14 protein-coding genes are annotated in these 17,415 nt (G+C 37.0%); 9 read left to right on the forward strand and 5 right to left on the reverse strand.

Translation table 11 applies throughout. The features are described from left to right. The first annotated feature begins 159 nt into the window (after positions 1-159). Complete coding sequence (gene orn, locus H4J52_RS00950; RefSeq protein ID WP_182180629.1) at positions 160-705, forward strand: oligoribonuclease; 546 nt, start codon at positions 160-162, stop codon at positions 703-705. Between the two features lie 231 nt (positions 706-936). On the opposite strand, the gene H4J52_RS00955 is transcribed toward orn, so the two are convergent. The 4 genes from H4J52_RS00955 to H4J52_RS00970 all read right to left on the reverse strand — a co-directional run bounded on the left by H4J52_RS00955 (position 937) and on the right by H4J52_RS00970 (position 4,498). Continuing rightward, positions 937-2,985, reverse strand: coding sequence for a methyl-accepting chemotaxis protein (locus H4J52_RS00955; RefSeq protein WP_182224095.1), 2,049 nt, complete (start codon positions 2,983-2,985; stop codon positions 937-939). A gap of 414 nt (positions 2,986-3,399) precedes the next feature. Beyond that, the gene (locus H4J52_RS00960; protein WP_182180625.1) at positions 3,400-3,705 is read right to left on the reverse strand and encodes a hypothetical protein; all 306 of its coding nucleotides are present in this window, start codon (positions 3,703-3,705) and stop codon (positions 3,400-3,402) included. Between the two features lie 95 nt (positions 3,706-3,800). Next, positions 3,801-4,013, reverse strand: coding sequence for a hypothetical protein (locus tag H4J52_RS00965; RefSeq protein WP_182224096.1), 213 nt, complete (start codon positions 4,011-4,013; stop codon positions 3,801-3,803). 263 nt (positions 4,014-4,276) lie between these two features. Further along, the gene (locus H4J52_RS00970) at positions 4,277-4,498 is read right to left on the reverse strand and encodes a hypothetical protein (RefSeq protein WP_182180621.1); all 222 of its coding nucleotides are present in this window, start codon (positions 4,496-4,498) and stop codon (positions 4,277-4,279) included. A 551-nt stretch (positions 4,499-5,049) separates the two neighbouring features. Between H4J52_RS00970 and H4J52_RS00975 the strand changes: the two genes are divergently transcribed. The 4 genes from H4J52_RS00975 (at position 5,050) to H4J52_RS00990 (ending at position 10,849) form a co-directional block, all read left to right on the forward strand. Continuing rightward, positions 5,050-5,535 (forward strand): DUF4442 domain-containing protein, encoded by a 486-nt coding sequence (locus H4J52_RS00975; RefSeq protein WP_182224097.1) that lies wholly within the window; start codon positions 5,050-5,052, stop codon positions 5,533-5,535. A gap of 108 nt (positions 5,536-5,643) precedes the next feature. Further along, positions 5,644-8,973 (forward strand): hypothetical protein, encoded by a 3,330-nt coding sequence (locus tag H4J52_RS00980; RefSeq protein ID WP_182223477.1) that lies wholly within the window; start codon positions 5,644-5,646, stop codon positions 8,971-8,973. Between the two features lies 1 nt (position 8,974). Further along, a complete protein-coding gene (locus H4J52_RS00985) occupies positions 8,975-9,172 on the forward strand; it encodes a DUF1289 domain-containing protein (protein ID WP_182180615.1) in 198 nt (65 codons plus the stop codon). A gap of 18 nt (positions 9,173-9,190) precedes the next feature. Further along, entirely contained in the window at positions 9,191-10,849 is a 1,659-nt protein-coding gene (locus H4J52_RS00990) for a response regulator (RefSeq protein WP_182224098.1), read from the forward strand. On the opposite strand, the gene queG is transcribed toward H4J52_RS00990, so the two are convergent. Next, entirely contained in the window at positions 10,836-11,996 is a 1,161-nt protein-coding gene (gene queG, locus H4J52_RS00995; RefSeq protein ID WP_182180611.1) for a tRNA epoxyqueuosine(34) reductase QueG, read from the reverse strand. The genes H4J52_RS00990 and queG overlap by 14 nt on opposite strands. Before the next feature lie 48 nt (positions 11,997-12,044). Here queG and H4J52_RS01000 point away from each other — a divergent pair, with 48 nt between their 5' ends. The 4 genes from H4J52_RS01000 to mutL are packed head-to-tail and all read left to right on the forward strand — an operon-like array spanning position 12,045 to position 17,413. Further along, a complete protein-coding gene (locus H4J52_RS01000) occupies positions 12,045-13,667 on the forward strand; it encodes an NAD(P)H-hydrate dehydratase (RefSeq protein ID WP_182180610.1) in 1,623 nt (540 codons plus the stop codon). 9 nt (positions 13,668-13,676) lie between these two features. Further along, entirely contained in the window at positions 13,677-14,159 is a 483-nt protein-coding gene (gene tsaE, locus H4J52_RS01005) for a tRNA (adenosine(37)-N6)-threonylcarbamoyltransferase complex ATPase subunit type 1 TsaE (RefSeq protein ID WP_182180608.1), read from the forward strand. Between the two features lie 38 nt (positions 14,160-14,197). Then, on the forward strand, positions 14,198-15,502 hold the full coding sequence (locus H4J52_RS01010) for an N-acetylmuramoyl-L-alanine amidase (RefSeq protein ID WP_182224099.1): 1,305 nt from the start codon (positions 14,198-14,200) through the stop codon (positions 15,500-15,502). Positions 15,503-15,535: 33 nt separating this feature from the next. Then, complete coding sequence (mutL, locus tag H4J52_RS01015; protein WP_182223478.1) at positions 15,536-17,413, forward strand: DNA mismatch repair endonuclease MutL; 1,878 nt, start codon at positions 15,536-15,538, stop codon at positions 17,411-17,413. The last annotated feature ends 2 nt before the right edge of the window (positions 17,414-17,415 follow it).

Here is a 17,415-nt window from a genome sequence, read left to right on the forward strand (position 1 = left end):
TGTATGGGGAAAACAAATCAAAGCAAGGCGCGCAATTGATTTTTGCCGAGACGTTGAAGATTAAAACAACGCTGCCTTAGCGTATTTAACCCTGCATATGTGGGCGATCAATGGATGAAATTGGTCTCAGTAAACAGTTGGCATTATTAAGGAAGCGGTATGACATGTAGCGACACAAATTTAATTTGGTTAGATTTAGAGATGACAGGATTAGAGCCTGATACGGATGTGATTTTAGAGATTGCCAGTATTATCACCGACAGCCATTTAAACATTTTAGCGCAAGGGCCAGTCTTTGCGATTCATCAAAGTGATGAAGTCTTAGATAATATGAGTCAGTGGTGTATAGAACACCATGGTGAATCAGGTTTAACTGCGCGTTGCCGTGAAAGTTTAAGTACTTTAGCCGATGCTACTCAGGCAACGATAAAATTTGTTGAGCAATATGTACCAAAAGGAAAATCACCAATGTGTGGCAATAGCATTGGACAAGACAGGCGCTTTATCAATAAGTACATGCCTGATTTTGAAGATTACTTTCATTATCGAAATTTAGATGTCAGTACCGTTAAAGAATTAGCGCGTCGCTGGAAACCTGAAGTATTAGATAAAGTGGTAAAAACGGGGGCTCATTTAGCCCTTGATGATATTTTAGAGTCAATTGCTGAAATGAAAGTTTATCAAGAACACTTTTTTAAATTGTAATGCCCTTTATCAATACCTTTCAAATAAAAGCGCCCACGGCGCTTTTATACTTTACGACAGCCCTGTCTTTTTTGTTAAAAATCCACCTCAATGGTCCTTAAATGTAAATATCTGTTGATAAGTCTTAAGCTATAAAGAAAATATTTTGGTCACTGTAGCGTATTTTAGCCTCAAGTGATCTCAATTTTTAACAATCATAGGTTGTTAGTTACAGATTATACAAATAACGATTTAGATTTTAAATTGCCTAACTTGCGTATTAAGTGCTTCACCCAGCTTTGCTAATTCAACACTGGTTGTTGCTATTTGTGACGTTGATGTAGACGATTGAATGGTTAATTCTTGTACATTGACAACATTGCGATTAATTTCTTCTGCAACAGCAGACTGCTCTTCTGAGGCAGTTGCAATCTGACAATTCATATCATTAATTGCAGTGATTGATGAGGTAATTAGTGTGAGCATTTGACCTGTTTCATCGGCTTTTTCTACTACATGGTGTGTTTGCTCACGGCTTTTGTTCATACTATCAACAACAGCAATGGTGCCATTTTGTATTTTATCGATCATAATTTCAATTTCTGAAGTGGATTGTTGCGTCCGCTGTGCTAGCGAACGCACTTCATCAGCGACAACAGCGAAACCACGTCCTTGTTCTCCTGCTCGAGCTGCTTCTATAGCAGCATTGAGTGCTAATAAATTTGTCTGATCAGCAATACTTTTAATCACATCTAAGACTGAACTAATATTTTCACTATCAACTTTTAGTTTATTAATGGCTTCTGCAGAGTGTTCAATTTCACTTGCCAATAGACCCACTGACTCTATTGTTTCCTTTACAACATTGGCACCATTACCTGCACTGACATTAGCTTCTTTTGCAGAACTTGCTGCTTGCTCAGCATTACTGGCAACATCTCGAACTGTTGCTGCCATTTCATTCATTGCAGTGGCAACTTGTTCTATTTCACTTCCAAGGTTCTCTACGCCTTGACCTGTCTGCTGACTAACCGTCGATAACTCTTCTGCGGAGCTTGAGAGCTGTTCCGTAGAATAGGTTACTTCACTAATTACAGTGTGTATCTGGGCAGTAAATTGATTGAAGGCACGGGCAACATTACCGGTTTCATCTTTGGCACTTTCGTCAATAACAACGGTTAAATCACCCTCGCGTTGAGCAATATATAGTCGATTGACTAATCGTTGTAACGCGCCACCGATACTCATCGAAATATAAAGAGCAAGCGTACTACCGGTTATAAGGCCTATAAGGGTAAGTATTAACATTATATTGCGCGCTGTCGCATATTGGTTGTCACTTAATTGTGAGTCATGAGACATATCACTTTCTGCTTTTTTCACCAGTTTAGCCATTAAATCACTGGCTTGATCACTGATGATGCGGCCTTGGTTTGTTGACAGGTCAAACGCGCGTTGATTCCCATTTTCTCGTGTAGCATCTCTTATTTTTTGGTTTAAGGTCATATATTGTTCGTAAGCAAGGGTAAAATCTTTTATTTCTTGTCTATCTTCTTTAGGTACAAGGGCTCTTAGGGCCGTCAATCGTTCATAAATATCTTTTTGAGTGATGTCAATGGCTGTGGCGTACTCATTAATGCTTTCAAGTTGCGTGGAGAGAATCATGTTTTTTTCGTCACGTTGAATTTCAACTAAATTACGATTGATACGTGCCGCAAGTTTAATGCGTTCGGCAACAAGCTTTGCATCGACTAAACGTTTGACTGCAGTCAAAGCTAGGTCGTTACGAGCTACAACGGCAATGATTGATTTAGATGCAGTATCATAGGCCAAACGGGCCTCGTCTCTGGATAATTTTCCGGCGACTTTATTCGAGTTAAGTCTAGCCAGTGTTCGAACTTCCGTGTTTATTTTTATGTATTGATCCCAAGTGTTAGCAAAATCATCTAATATTTTTTTACCATTACCATCAAGTAATACTCTTAACTTGGCCAGGCGCTTGCTCATTTCAGTGTTTTCTAAATCTGTGTTGGTAGAAAATATATCCATCTCTTCTTGAGTGTTTGCTAATATAATATTCTTTTCAGCCCTCGATATAGATAAAAGATTTTGATTTATTCGTGCAGCAAGCTTAACTTTTTCGACAGATATATCAACAATGTCATTGAGTTGATTGTTTATGTTAGACATTCCTCTCACTCCAAACCATGCAGATATCACTAAGAAAAAAATTAAAAGGCTAAAGCTAGCAACCAACTTTGTTTTTATTGAGTAGAGTTTATTACTTTGGGGTGTATTCATATATGCCTCTTATTGATAATACTTAAGGTCCACAATAATTTAATGTTTATTCTGTCGTATAAAGAATGATCCACACCAGTTTTGTGAGCTAAAAGAGAAAAAATTCTGTTACTTATACTCGGATATATCTGCTTAGGTAAGTTTAGTATAATGTTTTAAAGTTACAAATCGTATTAAGCTATCGAACAATTTTTTTGATAAGAGATAACATTTTTAAGTGAGTTAAATATTCTATTTACGGCGTTTTGTAGTTACCGTTCATAAAGCGTCTTGTAGTGGTCAAGATGAAGATTATGACGATGATTAACTTGGCTAATCACTAATAGAAGTTGTTATACCAAAAAGGATATACTTTCCCATTCAGGTATGGCATTTCTTTTGAAATAATAGGCATTCTTCAATTTTAGTCTGCTCCTAACCACCTTTATTTCTCTCATAGGCGGGAATGTCGATATAACCATCATCGCCCCTTGCAACGGCCTCTCTTAGGTTTGCTTTGCGAGATTTCCTCGATTCTATAGTTTCACCAAACACCTCAAGATGTGCATTTTCCATCAAATTAAGTGCTTCCTCATTGGAAATCACACCGAGAGCCTTACCTGCATGAAGATACCCTTCTAACCTATGTTTTTTCTTATCATCTTTTTTGTAGTCTTTGACTTCTTTGAATATAGAAGTCAGTTGCGTATAGCATGAATCAATAAACGTTTGCTTATCCATAAAATTCCTCTTAATCACATTGTATACTTATGAATTATTGCTTTTAATTTGAATGAGCAGAGAAATAATTTTTGCTATAACTCTGCTGTTTTTAACTATTTGATGCTTTTTGAAAAGAGGCTAGTCACTACTTTTTGCATTTCTAATTTCGAAGACTCTGAGATTTCAGGCATCAAAATACTTGAATATCCGGCCACCGAGACAGGACCATATCCATCATATTCTTCACCAGTATCAGCATTTATAGCAACATGCTCGTCATTAGTTACATCAAAGTCATATAATTTGCAAAATAATACCAGAACCATTTTTCCTCATGTGGGCTAGTATTTGCAATAACATCTGCGACCCTTTCTTTATTTGGGTTTTGCATGACCTCAGTTTTATACCAATCCAATTAACTTTGCTTCCAAATTTCTGGTGTTCATAAACGATTTCAATGCATCCAGCATATCTAGAGAAGAGAGTTTTTCATCATAAGATGCATGGTTATAAAAATCCCAAATATCATCGAGGTTAGGAGTCTTAAGCTCTTCCCACAATTTTCCGCATGTTGATTTATTAACAATGCTTAATCAGCAACAAAACCAATATCGAGCATTCGTTCAAAGCATTGTCGATTTGCTTGTTCTTTATTAGTTACTTGTAACTCATCTGTCAATTGAAAAGCGGCATAACTTTTAAAGCCACTGTATGAGGCAATTGCTTCATATATCTGGCTTTTTTTAATTGATGGGATGGTAATTTTAAGCACGCAGTGAGTAGCATGAACTAATGGTTGTAAATTTTTCATAAACATATCCATATCCATATGCCTAAGGCAGCTTCAATACTGCTATCAATTATCGTTATACGCGATTACAACATGATTTGCTCAAGGCATGTCTTAATTTATAAAATTTTTATGTGTTGCTTGTAATAGATTAGGTATTACTAAGATCTTTTTAGGTGTTTTGCTCTTTTTCACTCGCGTACAAGTGTGGCTAGCGCCAAAATAAAAAATACCTCTTTAAGTAAAATTTAGCAAATAAAACTAAAAAAACTGCAATATTTCGACTTAATCTAAAAGTTTGATTTTGAAAAGTCCTTCAACATTCAATTTCAACCGCAAAACGGCAGTAGGGCGGATTATTTCAAGCTTTATATCACCTCAACCAATTAATGTTATTGATTATTATGAAATAACCTTTTTCATAATTCGAGACATGTGTACCGGACAAAAGACGGAATGTCTTAGAAACTACAACATTAAAACGCAAGATATTCTGTAGTATAGTAAAATGCCTTGCAGGTCAGACCAGTTTGCGCGACACTACTTTTAAATTAACAGAATGTGAATAACTTATGGCGAATAAATTTGGAAAAATCATCAGTAAAGTTAATAAAATGCCGCGTTTTATACGCTCTTTTTTACTGACTAAAATTTTTTGTTTTACGGTAAAGTTTGCCGGTACTTCATCAATAAAGCTTATTTCAGTTTCGCACACCAAAGCTGTATTGTTTTTAGAAAATAAAAAGAAAGTACAAAACCATATTGGCGGTATTCACGCCATTGCTGCTGCATTATTGGCAGAATCAGCAACGGTTATTGTTTTTGGTATGAATGTACCTGACCGTTGTGTACCTTTACTAAAAAGTATGACGATAAACTTTGAAAGGCGAATGCAGGGAAGTTTATCTGCGGTCGCTGTGTTAAGTGAAGCCGACATTGAACAGATAGAAAATGCCGACAAGGGCAGCTTAATGGTCAGTGTAGAAATTACCGATGAATCACAAAAAAAGCCTATTGTTTGTGAAATGGAATGGGCTTGGGTCACCAAAAGAAGTTAAGTTTTTATAAAATGAAAGCATTGATAACCATTAAAAATCGTTGATTCTTAGTGATAATTCCCTACACTGTATTTTTCTATAAATTTACCGTTGAAGGTATAGAACAATATGGACGTTTCTCGTTACTTTTCTCAGCAATTATCAGGACGATTTTTTAGGATTGCTTTACTTTCCTTTCTTATATTCTCTGTGATAACCGCACTTTTAGTCTTTCGCGACAATCAAGTTACCTCATTCGCAGAGAAAGATCTGCCGTTATTAACGCAACAAAACCAAAGGCAACAGCAAGTATTACTGACTTATTTGGCACTAGATAATTTAGCTCAACGTACACATGCCGATAAGTTAAAGCCTGACTATGTAAAGGCCCAACAAAAAATTAATAATATTTCACTATTGATAAACAATAATAAACCTCAGCTAGATTTAATGTATATAGGTCATAAAGAGTTTGCTGGTGTTGTTGATAAATTGACTAAAAATCACGATAGAAACTACCAGCTAAAACAAAATACGATTATTCAATTACAGCTTATTAATGATCAGATATCGACTGATATTAAACAAAAGCAGCGACAAAAAAAACTATTACTTCAGCAAATCAGTTCAGACAAGTTTACTGACAACGTAACGGCAACAAGAGCTAAAGCCTACGCAACGCAAATAACGGAACTGAGTCATTTGCAACAATTACAACAAACAATTATCCATGCATTGTTAGCCTTTCAACAATTAAATCTTCAGTATTCTATTCTTGATTTTGATGATGTAAGTACTGAGCTAAGGCAAGCTTTAACAAGTTATTTACCGACTAAAAATGTGGTCAGTAAAAATACTTCGTTATTAACAAAACAATTAATAATGTTAGAACAGTTATTATTTTCACAGCAAAATACGGTGGCAAAGTGGCGTAGCCATTTATGGTTGTCGCGTTTATATGTCGAATTTATAAAACAACAGCAACAACAATTACAAAAACTAGTGTTGGACTTTTCATTCGTAGAGTCTGTTTCATTAAATAAAAAATTGTTATTAATCGATTGGCTTCCTGCCAAGGTAACAACCTTACTAAGCCAACAAAAAATCGTTCTAAGCAACCAACATTTACAGTTAGCGATACTTGGTTTTATTGCGCTACTTTTTTTATTTTTAGTGAGCATGATATTCAATACCAAGAGAAAAATAAAAAAGTATGGCCAAGAAAGTGTACCGCTATTTATGGCGTTTATTGAAAGTAGGGTTAACAATGGAGATGAAAAACTTACCCCCAATTTTTTGAATTCTATGGAAAATAAAAAAATTGCAGAAAAAATGCAAATAGCCCTAGAAACAATGGTTAATCCTGCACATAGTGAAAAAGAATTTCAGCAACAACTTTTAGAGCTACAAATTACTAATAAAAATAGTAGTCAACAAGTTGAAGAAATTAAAAAGCTGAAAAACGCTATAAATAAATTAGAACAGGTCAGTGATAAAAAAAGTCTGCAGCTAATATCTAAACATAACACCGATAACGAAAAGTTAAGTAATATGGTGGTACGTACTATGTTGCAAAGTCAGAGTGTATCCATTGGCTCTGGTGTTACCTCACTTCAGGTTTATCGGCAATTATCACGCATCTTTGATTGGTGTCGACAAAATGAAATTCGAAATCAGTTTTCGTCTGCTTTACAACCGATGACATTGAGCGATGTCGCCTTGTACAACGAAATAGATGCGGCACTACTTAATATTATTAGCGATACACATTTTCAGCGTAATAATATTTACTATCTCCAGGACGAACAATTGTTAACACACGCGAAATTGGATATACGTTTATTCCACCGACTTTTAAATGGCATTTGTCGATTACTGCTTGTTGACTTATTTAAAGCTACCTTACAAATAAGTACCCGTGTCATTGATAAAAACGAAGGTCAGCAAATGGTGCGTTTTGACTTTTCTGTTATAGCCAAAAAGGCAATAGCAAAAGTACCTGAGGAAATAAAACGTCTATTATTGGTGGAAAGTTCGGAGTCTGCGAAAATAACAACAAATGATACTCTTGCCTACTTGAGCCTACTTTTTGACACTTTAAATGTCACGGACAAAAATGTTCAATTTCAAGAAAACGGTTATCAATTCTCATTTACGTTACCGATTGCTTTTACTGATATTGTTCAAGAAATATCAGTAAATAAAATTGATTTGCAGCAAACGAATGTTTTATTACTCTCAAGTGACAACAACATCTGTGGCATTATCGAAAAAGCGCTTGTTTCAGCTAATGGTTTAATTGAAAGCTTAGCAAAACCAGCGTTAATTTTTCCGCGTTTAAGCACAACAAAACTGATGAGTAACAGGGTTGATCTGGTTATTTTAGGTAGCGATCTTTATATAAAGTGGTTTGAAAAAATCCAGCAACATATATCGAGCTTAGCAACAAATATTCAGCCCAAACTCTTCGTTATACAACCCAATTTCAATGCTCCTATAGAGCGGCATGGTTTGTTTGAACAAGGAGCTAACCCGCTACAAATATCTGCGTTACAACAAAGTATCTATGATTTTTTAACAACAGAAAAAGCGAGTAATCATAAACTTAATGCAAGTCTGTTTATCGAACATCAGTATTTAATGACACAGGTTGAAGTACTTTTTGCTGTAGAAGCTCCTACTAAGCACCTAACGTTAATACGTATTTTACAGTGGTTAGGATTACAAGTGAAAATTGTTTCTCAGCCTAAGGCTATGTCTAAATTTTGGAGTTCTGGGCGATATTTATTATTATTTACTGGGTTTGAGCAATCACCTTTTATTGAAATGGCTGCAGGTAAAGGCGTTCGCCGCGATATATTTACTTTTAGTAAAAGTAGCTTTTCAACAAAAAATATTCCATCATTGGCAGAGAAGTGGCGTGTCTCTGTTGTCCCCAGACTTGATGATATTGACGCTTTAGTGACACTTTTACAGCCTTGGCTAAAGGCAAAGCAAACTCAAGCAATTTCTAATGCACCGCTAGAAGAGCAAAATAACGACAGCCAAAAGCGGCATACGAGTAAAGAAATTGACCAAGTACACTCGGCGTTAGATTTAACACCCGCATCGAGAAGTAATCAGTCGGAGCCGCTTAATTTAGAACAATATGCAAACACCCAAGGTTCTGCAGAACTGGCAATCGTGATGCTTGATGATTACATTGCTGATATTAATGATGTGGTTAGACAATTATCGACAGCGCTTGATGAGCAAAATTACCCCTTAGGTATAAGCTTGATCCATAATTTAATGAAAACAGGCACAATATTAGCTGCTCAAAACTTGCTTGATACGTGTAAACAATTACTGTTTGAACTTAATCAAGATAAAATACATGAACATCAGCTGATTATGGTGTTGTTTGGACAATTGAATCATCAGAAACGGCTGTTAAGTCTGTTTGCTGAGGCAATATAAAGTGACTTTTGAAGCGGATAAAAACACTAACGTAGCCAGTCCTTGTACGAGAAACTGTTGTTTGAATACGGACGATGTTTGTCTTGGCTGTTTTCGACATATTAATGAAATTTTGGCATGGAAAAACTATAAAAATCATGAGAAAAACAAGGTGATTAAAACGTGCGAACATAGGCGAGTTACTGCGCAAGAAAAATGATCTAAAGGTAAATGTTAAATGGAAATTACTGAAAAAAATGAGCTAGATGACTTTTCTCAACTTACTGTATTAATAATAGACGACAACCGGTTAGTTCATGACACCTTAAAAAGGGGATTATATGACATTGGTATTAATCACGTAAAATGTGCTGAAAATGCTTATTACGGTATAAGGTTATGTGAAACAGAACGTTTTAATATTGTTATTTGCTCATTTAATGTTAACAGTGATAAAGATGGTTTTCATTTACTCGAAGAATTAAAGTTTAGAGGCCATGTTAATAAAACCACTGTACTCATTTTTCTTAGTACTGAAACCAATGAGTCTCTCGTTAATTCTATTGTAGAATTGCAGCCTGATGATTTTTGGGTAAAGCCACTTGCGCCTAAAAATGTCAAAGAACGCTTAATACATACTTTGCAAATTAAGAAGCAATTATTCAATATGTATCGAGCGAGCGATACGAAGAGTTTTTCAAAAGTTATTTATTTTGCAGACCGTCATTTAGCTAATGAGCGTTTACATCATTTTCATTCAAACATATCACGTATGAAAGGTGAGGCTTATTTAAGTCTTTTAGAGTTCGAGACAGCAGAAGGTTTCTATAAAGGTTTAATGAAAACCTATACCTATGCTTGGGTATATTTGGGTTATGTAAAGTCTTTATTAAAACAAGGACGTATTAAGGATATTTATGACTTACTCGAAAAACTGATAAAAAAACCTGCTACTCGGTTTGGTGCTCACGATATGCTTGCTCAATATTATATTGAACAAGCGCAATTTGACAAAGCTTACGATGAGATAAAAAAAGCCACTGAGTTATCGCCACGAAATATTGAACGTAATAAAAAATCATGGGATTTAGCGCGTCTTAATCATGACCATGAAGGACAATATATTGCGACACGTAATATCGTCAAACAAGCAAAAAACTCTATTCATGATTCCCCTGAACTCCTTTTAAACCTGATTCGATCAGGTATTGACTTAGCTGGCGCACTTACAGACGGAAGGGCATCTATTGTTTTAAAGCAAACAGATAAAAACATTAAACAACTTGAAAGTGAATATAGTAACGATATAAGTGAATTCAAACAGCAGTTGTTAGTGATAAAAGCACGTTTATATATTGTGCGAGAACATAAAGGTAAAGCGACTAAGCTCATTTTAAATCACGTTGACTTGAAAGCATCCACTCAAATTGAAGACAACCTTGACAAAGTTAAAGTATTTCATGAATTAGGTATGCGTGAAGAGGCATTGAAAATGTTAGATGTCATTAGTAATCAAGTTTCAGGTGATTCACTGACGAGCCAAGTCATCAATAAATACATCGAACAAGAAAGTATTGAGCGTGTTGAAATTAATTTTTCTCCTAAACAATTGAATGACATGTCGATTGAGCATTTCGAAAAAAACCGTCTTAAACCCGCACTTGACGCTATTCAGCAAGCACTGAGATTAACGCCTCATAATATTAAATTGACGATGCGATTGTTAAAAATATTGATTGCGTTAAAGGAAAGTAATGAATTTGAAGAATGTCATGATATCTTCGGGAAAGAGGCTATTGAAGTACTCTTATCTTCAAACGTCAAGGGGAGTGGTCTAGAGGCAATTGAAAAACTTAAAATAAAGTGGCAAAAAGCTGAGCCAATTAAGCGTCTCTAGGTAAACCTTTTTCAACACTGCGAATCAATCGTTCAGTTAACCGTTGATTTTTTACGTGTATCTTACTTTGCTGTTCTATTGCTATACGCTTGCTTTCCTGTTGGCTCAGTGCCCAAGTCATATGTTCAGCGACCATAGACTCCGCGCTAACTAAGTTATGCTGTAGTGCTTGAACATTTGCTTCGTTATACGGAGCATTACCCAGTGCAACGGCAATATTTCGTTGCCAGCTATTAAAGCCAATACGGCGGATTGGTGAGCCTTCGGTTTTACTGAGAAACGTTTGTTCATCCCAGTTAAAGACCGTCAGTAATTCAATGTTATCAAGATTTTGACGTGGCGAGAAATCACCTTCATGTGTCAGGTTTGCAAATTTATTCCATGGACAAATAAGCTGGCAATCATCACAACCGTAAATTCTATTACCAATTAAGGGTCTAAATTCTTCAGGGATCGCATCTCGTAATTCAATGGTTAAATAAGAGATACAACGACGAGCATCAACGACGTAAGGGGCCACTATTGCTTGAGTTGGACAAATTTTAATACAAGAGACGCAACTACCACATTCATTAGCTGTTTTATCACTGGTCGGTAAGGGTATATCAACTAAAAGTTCGCCAAGAAAAAACCATGAACCCGCATTTTTGTTGATCAAGAGTGAGTGCTTGCCTACCCAGCCTAACCCCGCTTTTTCTGCTAATGGCCTTTCTAAAATGGGGGCAGAGTCAACGAATGGACGAAAATTAAACGCTTCACAATATTCACTAATTTTATCACCAAGTTGTTTAAGGCGTTTACGGATTAATTTGTGATAGTCTCGGCCTAAAGCATAACGGCTAATATAGGCATGATCTTTCTTTTTAAGGGTACGCGCAAATTTAGCATCGGTAGGTAAATAGTCCATGCGTACACTAATTACTCGTGTTGTGCCCTCAACAAGCTCTTGAGCGCGTGCTCGCATTAAACCATGCTTTTTCATGTAGTCCATTTCACCATGGTAGTTGTTTTCTAACCACTGGGTTAATGCTTTTTCATGGCTTGATAAGTCAATATCGCTGAAACCTACCTGGGAAAAGCCTAATTCTTGACCCCAAAGCTTGATTTTTTCGGCTAATTCTTGATAGTTGATCGTAGATGTTGTCATAGTTACATTGTTGTCGCAGGAAAATTAACCGAAAGTTGGATAAAAATAATGAATATAAAAATCTTAGCAGCAAGTTTACCACAAGCGGCTTTTTCCGCGAAGCAAGTGTTGAACAATGAAGAAAAAGTTGCAAAAAAGCAAAAAATTGAAATGTATTCATTAATGAAAAGTGCAGGTGAGGTTACTTTTCAACATATACAACAAACCTATTTATTAAAGTCTAACCTAGAAAACGAGTATCTTTTAAAGCCGAAAATTTTAGTGATTTGCGGTAAAGGAAATAATGGTGGTGACGGTTTTGTTTTGGCGAGTTTAGCTGCACAGGAAGGCTTTCAAGTCACTGTTTTACTTACCGTACCCCCACAGGAACTCTCAGGTAATGCTTTAACTGCTTACCAACACTACACAGTGATTAATAAAGCTAAAGATGCATTGGTTTTATTTGAACAGCAAAACTGCAATGATGAAACGGTGGTGAATTTTCAAGGCGCCCTAATCGTTGATGCAATTTTTGGTATTGGTTTTAAAGGAAGTTTGCCGCCATGCATCGTTACTTTGGTTGACGCTATTAATCAGCATTTAGCGCCAGTGGTCAGTGTTGATGTTCCGTCTGGACTTTGTGCAACAACTGGCTATGTGGAAAGTTCAGCGGTTGTTGCGCAGAGTACAGTCACTTTTATTGCGCTTAAAAGTGGCTTGTTAACAGGGCAAGCAATGAATCACGTTGGTCAGTTATATTTTGCTGATTTAGATCTGGGTTGCGAGTTTTCAGCACAAATCTCGAATGAAGCTTCCGTGTTAGGTGAGTCGGTATTTCAGTATCTGCCAACACGTGTGGCCAGCAGCCATAAAGGAAATATTGGCTTATGTATGGCGATTGGTGGCGAGAAAGGTTTTGCGGGGGCCATTAGGTTATCTGCAGAGGCTGCTTTACGAAGTGGCGCAGCATTGGTCAGTGTTTGTTGTCATCAAGCCAACCAAGCATTCGTATTTAATGGGCGGCCTGAATTGATGTTAGCACCGACTTGTGCTGAAAAATTATCAACTAATGATGCATTTATTAACGCTAAAATCTATGTGCTTGGCCCGGGGTTAGGTCAAAATAACTGGGGTATGGCGTTATTTAATTTGGTTTTAGCTCAACATAAACCTTGTGTCATTGATGCGGATGGCTTGCGTTTATTGGCAAGCGATTATTATCAAGGTCTATTGGGAGAGTACCTTAAAAATAATGATTGGATATTAACGCCACATCCTGGTGAAGCGGCTGCATTATTAGATTGTACAGTAGCAGACATAGAAAGAGACCGTTTTAGTGCAGTGAAAAAAATTGCCCGACAATATAACTGTGTTTGTGTATTAAAAGGCTCAGGGAGCTTAATCAGTGATGGACAACATGCTTGGATAAATACAACAGGAAATTCAGGTATGGCTAGTGGTGGTATGGGGGATGTCTTGTCAGGTATTATTGCAGCGGTCGTTATGCAAAAAAATATGGTTAAAGGTTGGAGCAAAAAGCAAAAGACCCTCAATTATGCACAACTTACTGCTCTGGCTGTTTATATTCATGGGAAAGCCGGCGATTTTATTGCACAAAAGCATGGTAAAATTGGTATGCTAGCAAGCGACTTATTGCCTATTATCCCGCAACTTATTAATAAGAAACTTTAGAATATACTAATGAAAGAAATACTTACAAACAAACACTACTTATTACCTGATGAATCCGCAACCATAGCCATGGGTAAAAAACTGGCTGATATTGTACAAAAAAAACTTAAACAAGGTATTGTTGTTTATTTATACGGTGATTTAGGTGCAGGAAAAACGACGTTAACACGAGGTTTTGTACAAGGTATGGGGCATATTGGTCACGTTAAAAGCCCAACTTACACTTTAGTTGAACCCTACGAACTGAATAATTGGTTAGTATACCATTTTGACTTATATCGATTGTCTGACCCTGAAGAATTAGAGTATATGGGCATTCGAGATTACTTTGCGCAGAATTGCTGCTGCTTTATAGAGTGGCCGGAAAAGGGGCAAGGTATGATTAAGGCGCCTGATTTACGTATCGACTTAGCGTATAGTGATGAACAAAGAACTATTAATTTCCAAGCAAAAACCACGCTGGGTCAGCTTGTGCTGAGCTCACTGGCTTAATGTAGTTTGAAATAAGCAAAAGGAAGGGAAAGCAGTAAATGAATATTCGATCGTTATTTTTAGCTATTTTATTACTTTTTAGCGGTTTTTCTTCTGCCTACGGTAATAGTATTGACGGCGTTCGTGTTTGGCCTGCACCTGAGAATACACGTATTGTTTTTGATTTAAGTGGCGTACCTGACTATAAGTATTTCAGTTTAAAAAAACCTCAACGGTTAGTCATTGATTTTAAAAATAGTAAAAATCACGTTTCGTTTAAGAATCTTCTTAAAAAAGACAAGCGTATTACACGCATTCGTACCAGCAAGTCTCCTACTAAAGGAACAACACGCTTAGTATTAGAATTAGCTGACAATTATTCTCTAGCTGTTTTCCCCCTTGCCCCCGCAGGACAATACGGCAATCGTTTAGTGATTGATTTATTCGATCAGGAAAAAATCACCCAGCGTGCGCATACGCCACAAAATAATCAACGCGATATCATCATAGCCATTGATGCCGGACATGGCGGCGAAGACCCAGGCTCGGTGGGTGGGAAGGGGACTTATGAAAAACGCGTTACGCTAGCGATTGCAAAAAAACTTGCGACTTATATCAATAATGAAAAAGGGATGAAAGCGGTAATGGTTCGCGATGGAGATTATTATGTCTCTGTCGGGCGACGTAGTGAAATAGCCAGAAAAAGCCAGGTCGACTTTTTAGTGTCCATTCATGCCGATGCTTTTAGAACCCCACAGCCAAGTGGTGCGTCAGTGTGGATTGTATCGCATAAACGTGTAGAGTCAGAAATGGCAAAATGGTTGCGTAACCGATCTAACAACTCAGAGTTATTAGGTGGTGGAGGGGGCGTAATCAAAAATACCCGTGATGATAATTTGGCGAAAACCTTAGCTGACATGAATAAAGAGCACTCACAAGGTGTCAGTATCAGTATGGCAGCGAGCGTAATTAAACAATTAAAAAAAATCACTAAGATGCATAAGAAATATCCACAAAATGGTAATTTTGGTGTGTTAAAATCTTCTGATATCCCCTCAATTTTGGTAGAAACAGGCTTTATTTCTAACCACAGAGAAGAGCAAAATTTAAATTCTAGTGCCCATCAAAGAAAACTCGCTAAAGGTATTTTTAAAGGCATTAAAAATCATTTTCTGTCTCAACCACCGATGGGAAGTTTTTATGCCTCTATTGAAGAACGTCAGCACAAAATTACTCGTGGTGAATCTTTGTCGGTGTTGGCGCAGCGTTATAGCGTTTCAGTAAGACAATTAAAACTCGCAAACAATCTAACGTCTAATACCGTACGCATAGGTCAAACATTAAGAATACCTCGTGCCGATTAATTTCATTATAAAATAGTTAATAGATCAAATTTTATGACCATAGAAATCCTTCCCGCTCGTCTTGCTAACCAAATTGCCGCGGGTGAAGTCGTAGAGCGCCCTTCATCAGTGGTGAAAGAATTAGTTGAAAACAGTTTAGATGCTGGCGCAACGACCATTAAAATAGATATTGAAAAAGGTGGCGCTAAACGTATTCGTATTAGCGATAATGGCGCGGGCATTGTTAAAAATGAACTCACCTTAGCGCTAAGTCGCCATGCAACCAGTAAAATTAAAGATTTAAATGACTTAGAAGGTATCTGCAGTTTAGGTTTTCGTGGTGAGGCACTGGCAAGTATTAGCTCTGTTGCTCGTTTAACGTTGACCTCAAAGCCTGCTGAGCAAGAATCAGCGTGGCAAGCAATTGCGGAAGGCCGAGATATGGCGGTGGCATTGCAACCAGCCGCACATCCCAACGGTACAACTATTGATGTCGTTGATTTGTTTTTCAATACGCCAGCTAGGCGAAAATTTCTGCGCACCGAGAAAACAGAATTTTCTCATATTGAAGAAGTCATTAAGCGTATCGCTTTGGCACGGTTTGATGTGAGCTTTATTTTGTCGCATAACCAAAAAGTGATAAAACATTTCAAAGCGGTTAATAATAAAAGCTTATATGCGAAGCGCGTAGCGCAAATTTGTGGTCAAAAGTTTATTGAACATTCACTTGAAGTTGATTGTCATCATGGTGATTTGCAATTGTCGGGTTGGGTAGGGCTACCAAGCTTCGCGCGCAGCCAAAATGACTTATGTTTTAGCTATGTTAATGGTCGCATGATGCGAGATAAGTTGATTAATCACGCGATTCGCCAAGCTTACAGTAATATGCTGCCCGCGGATACTTATCCCGCTTTTGTACTTTTTCTGGTGCTTGATGTGCGTGAAGTTGATGTTAATGTGCATCCTGCAAAGCATGAAGTACGTTTTCATCAAGGCCGTTATATACATGATTTCATCTACTCGGTTTGTCATGACGCGTTAAGTGAAAATGCAAATGTGGCTGAGGTGCCTGTTCAAGGTAATCAATCTGCCACTCTTTCACACATTCAGCCTGAAATGAGCGGGGTAAATTACCCACAAGCCAATCAACACGAAAGCGTTCACCAAGTAGAGCGTGACTATATTAAGCCATTGACTAAAGTGACTGATGTACATGTTCAATCTTATGAGCATCGCCCTCAAAATAATCAATCCTCTTATACACAAAGCAATAACAAAGTCAGTAGAAGTGCGGCTCAAGCTTATCAAACATTAATGACACCTTTGTCTGACAAAGAAAATACTGATGAAAGATTAAAAACCGTTAATGACAACCAAACCCTAGTACTGGGCGATGTGGTTGACAAACAATATGCTGTGATTACACTTAATAATGAACTGCGTTTATTAGCGTTAAATAAACTAGAACAAGCGGTTAAATTGCTTGATGTTCAAAACAGGTGGCAACATAACTTTGTAAGCCAACCGCTATTATTACCCATAAAAATATCGTTAGATAACAATCAAGTCAATTTTGTTGAACAACAGACGGATGCTTTGAAAAAAATAGGCATCGTTGCCAGTGTTTTAACAAAAACTAGTGTGCAGGTTCGCGAATTTCCTGCCTTATTGAGAAATAAAGATGTTAACTTGAGCTTTAATAACCTACTAAAGTTTTTGTTTTTGCAGGATGTCCAGAAATTGGAAAATAGTGATTGGCAACAGGCGTTTGCAAGTTTGTTGACCGCTGGTGTCTATGATAGCCAAGAAGCTAATAATCTACTTCATTTGGGTGAACAAAAATTTAATTCTACTTTTGAACAGCAGCTACGCTTGAATTCGGTAGTGGTAGACCTCACATCCTCAATAAGAAAGTTAACGAATGCCAATTAAGC

Source organism: Colwellia sp. MB02u-14, from assembly GCF_014076915.1.
In the GTDB taxonomy this organism is placed as follows: Bacteria; Pseudomonadota; Gammaproteobacteria; order Enterobacterales; family Alteromonadaceae; genus Colwellia_A.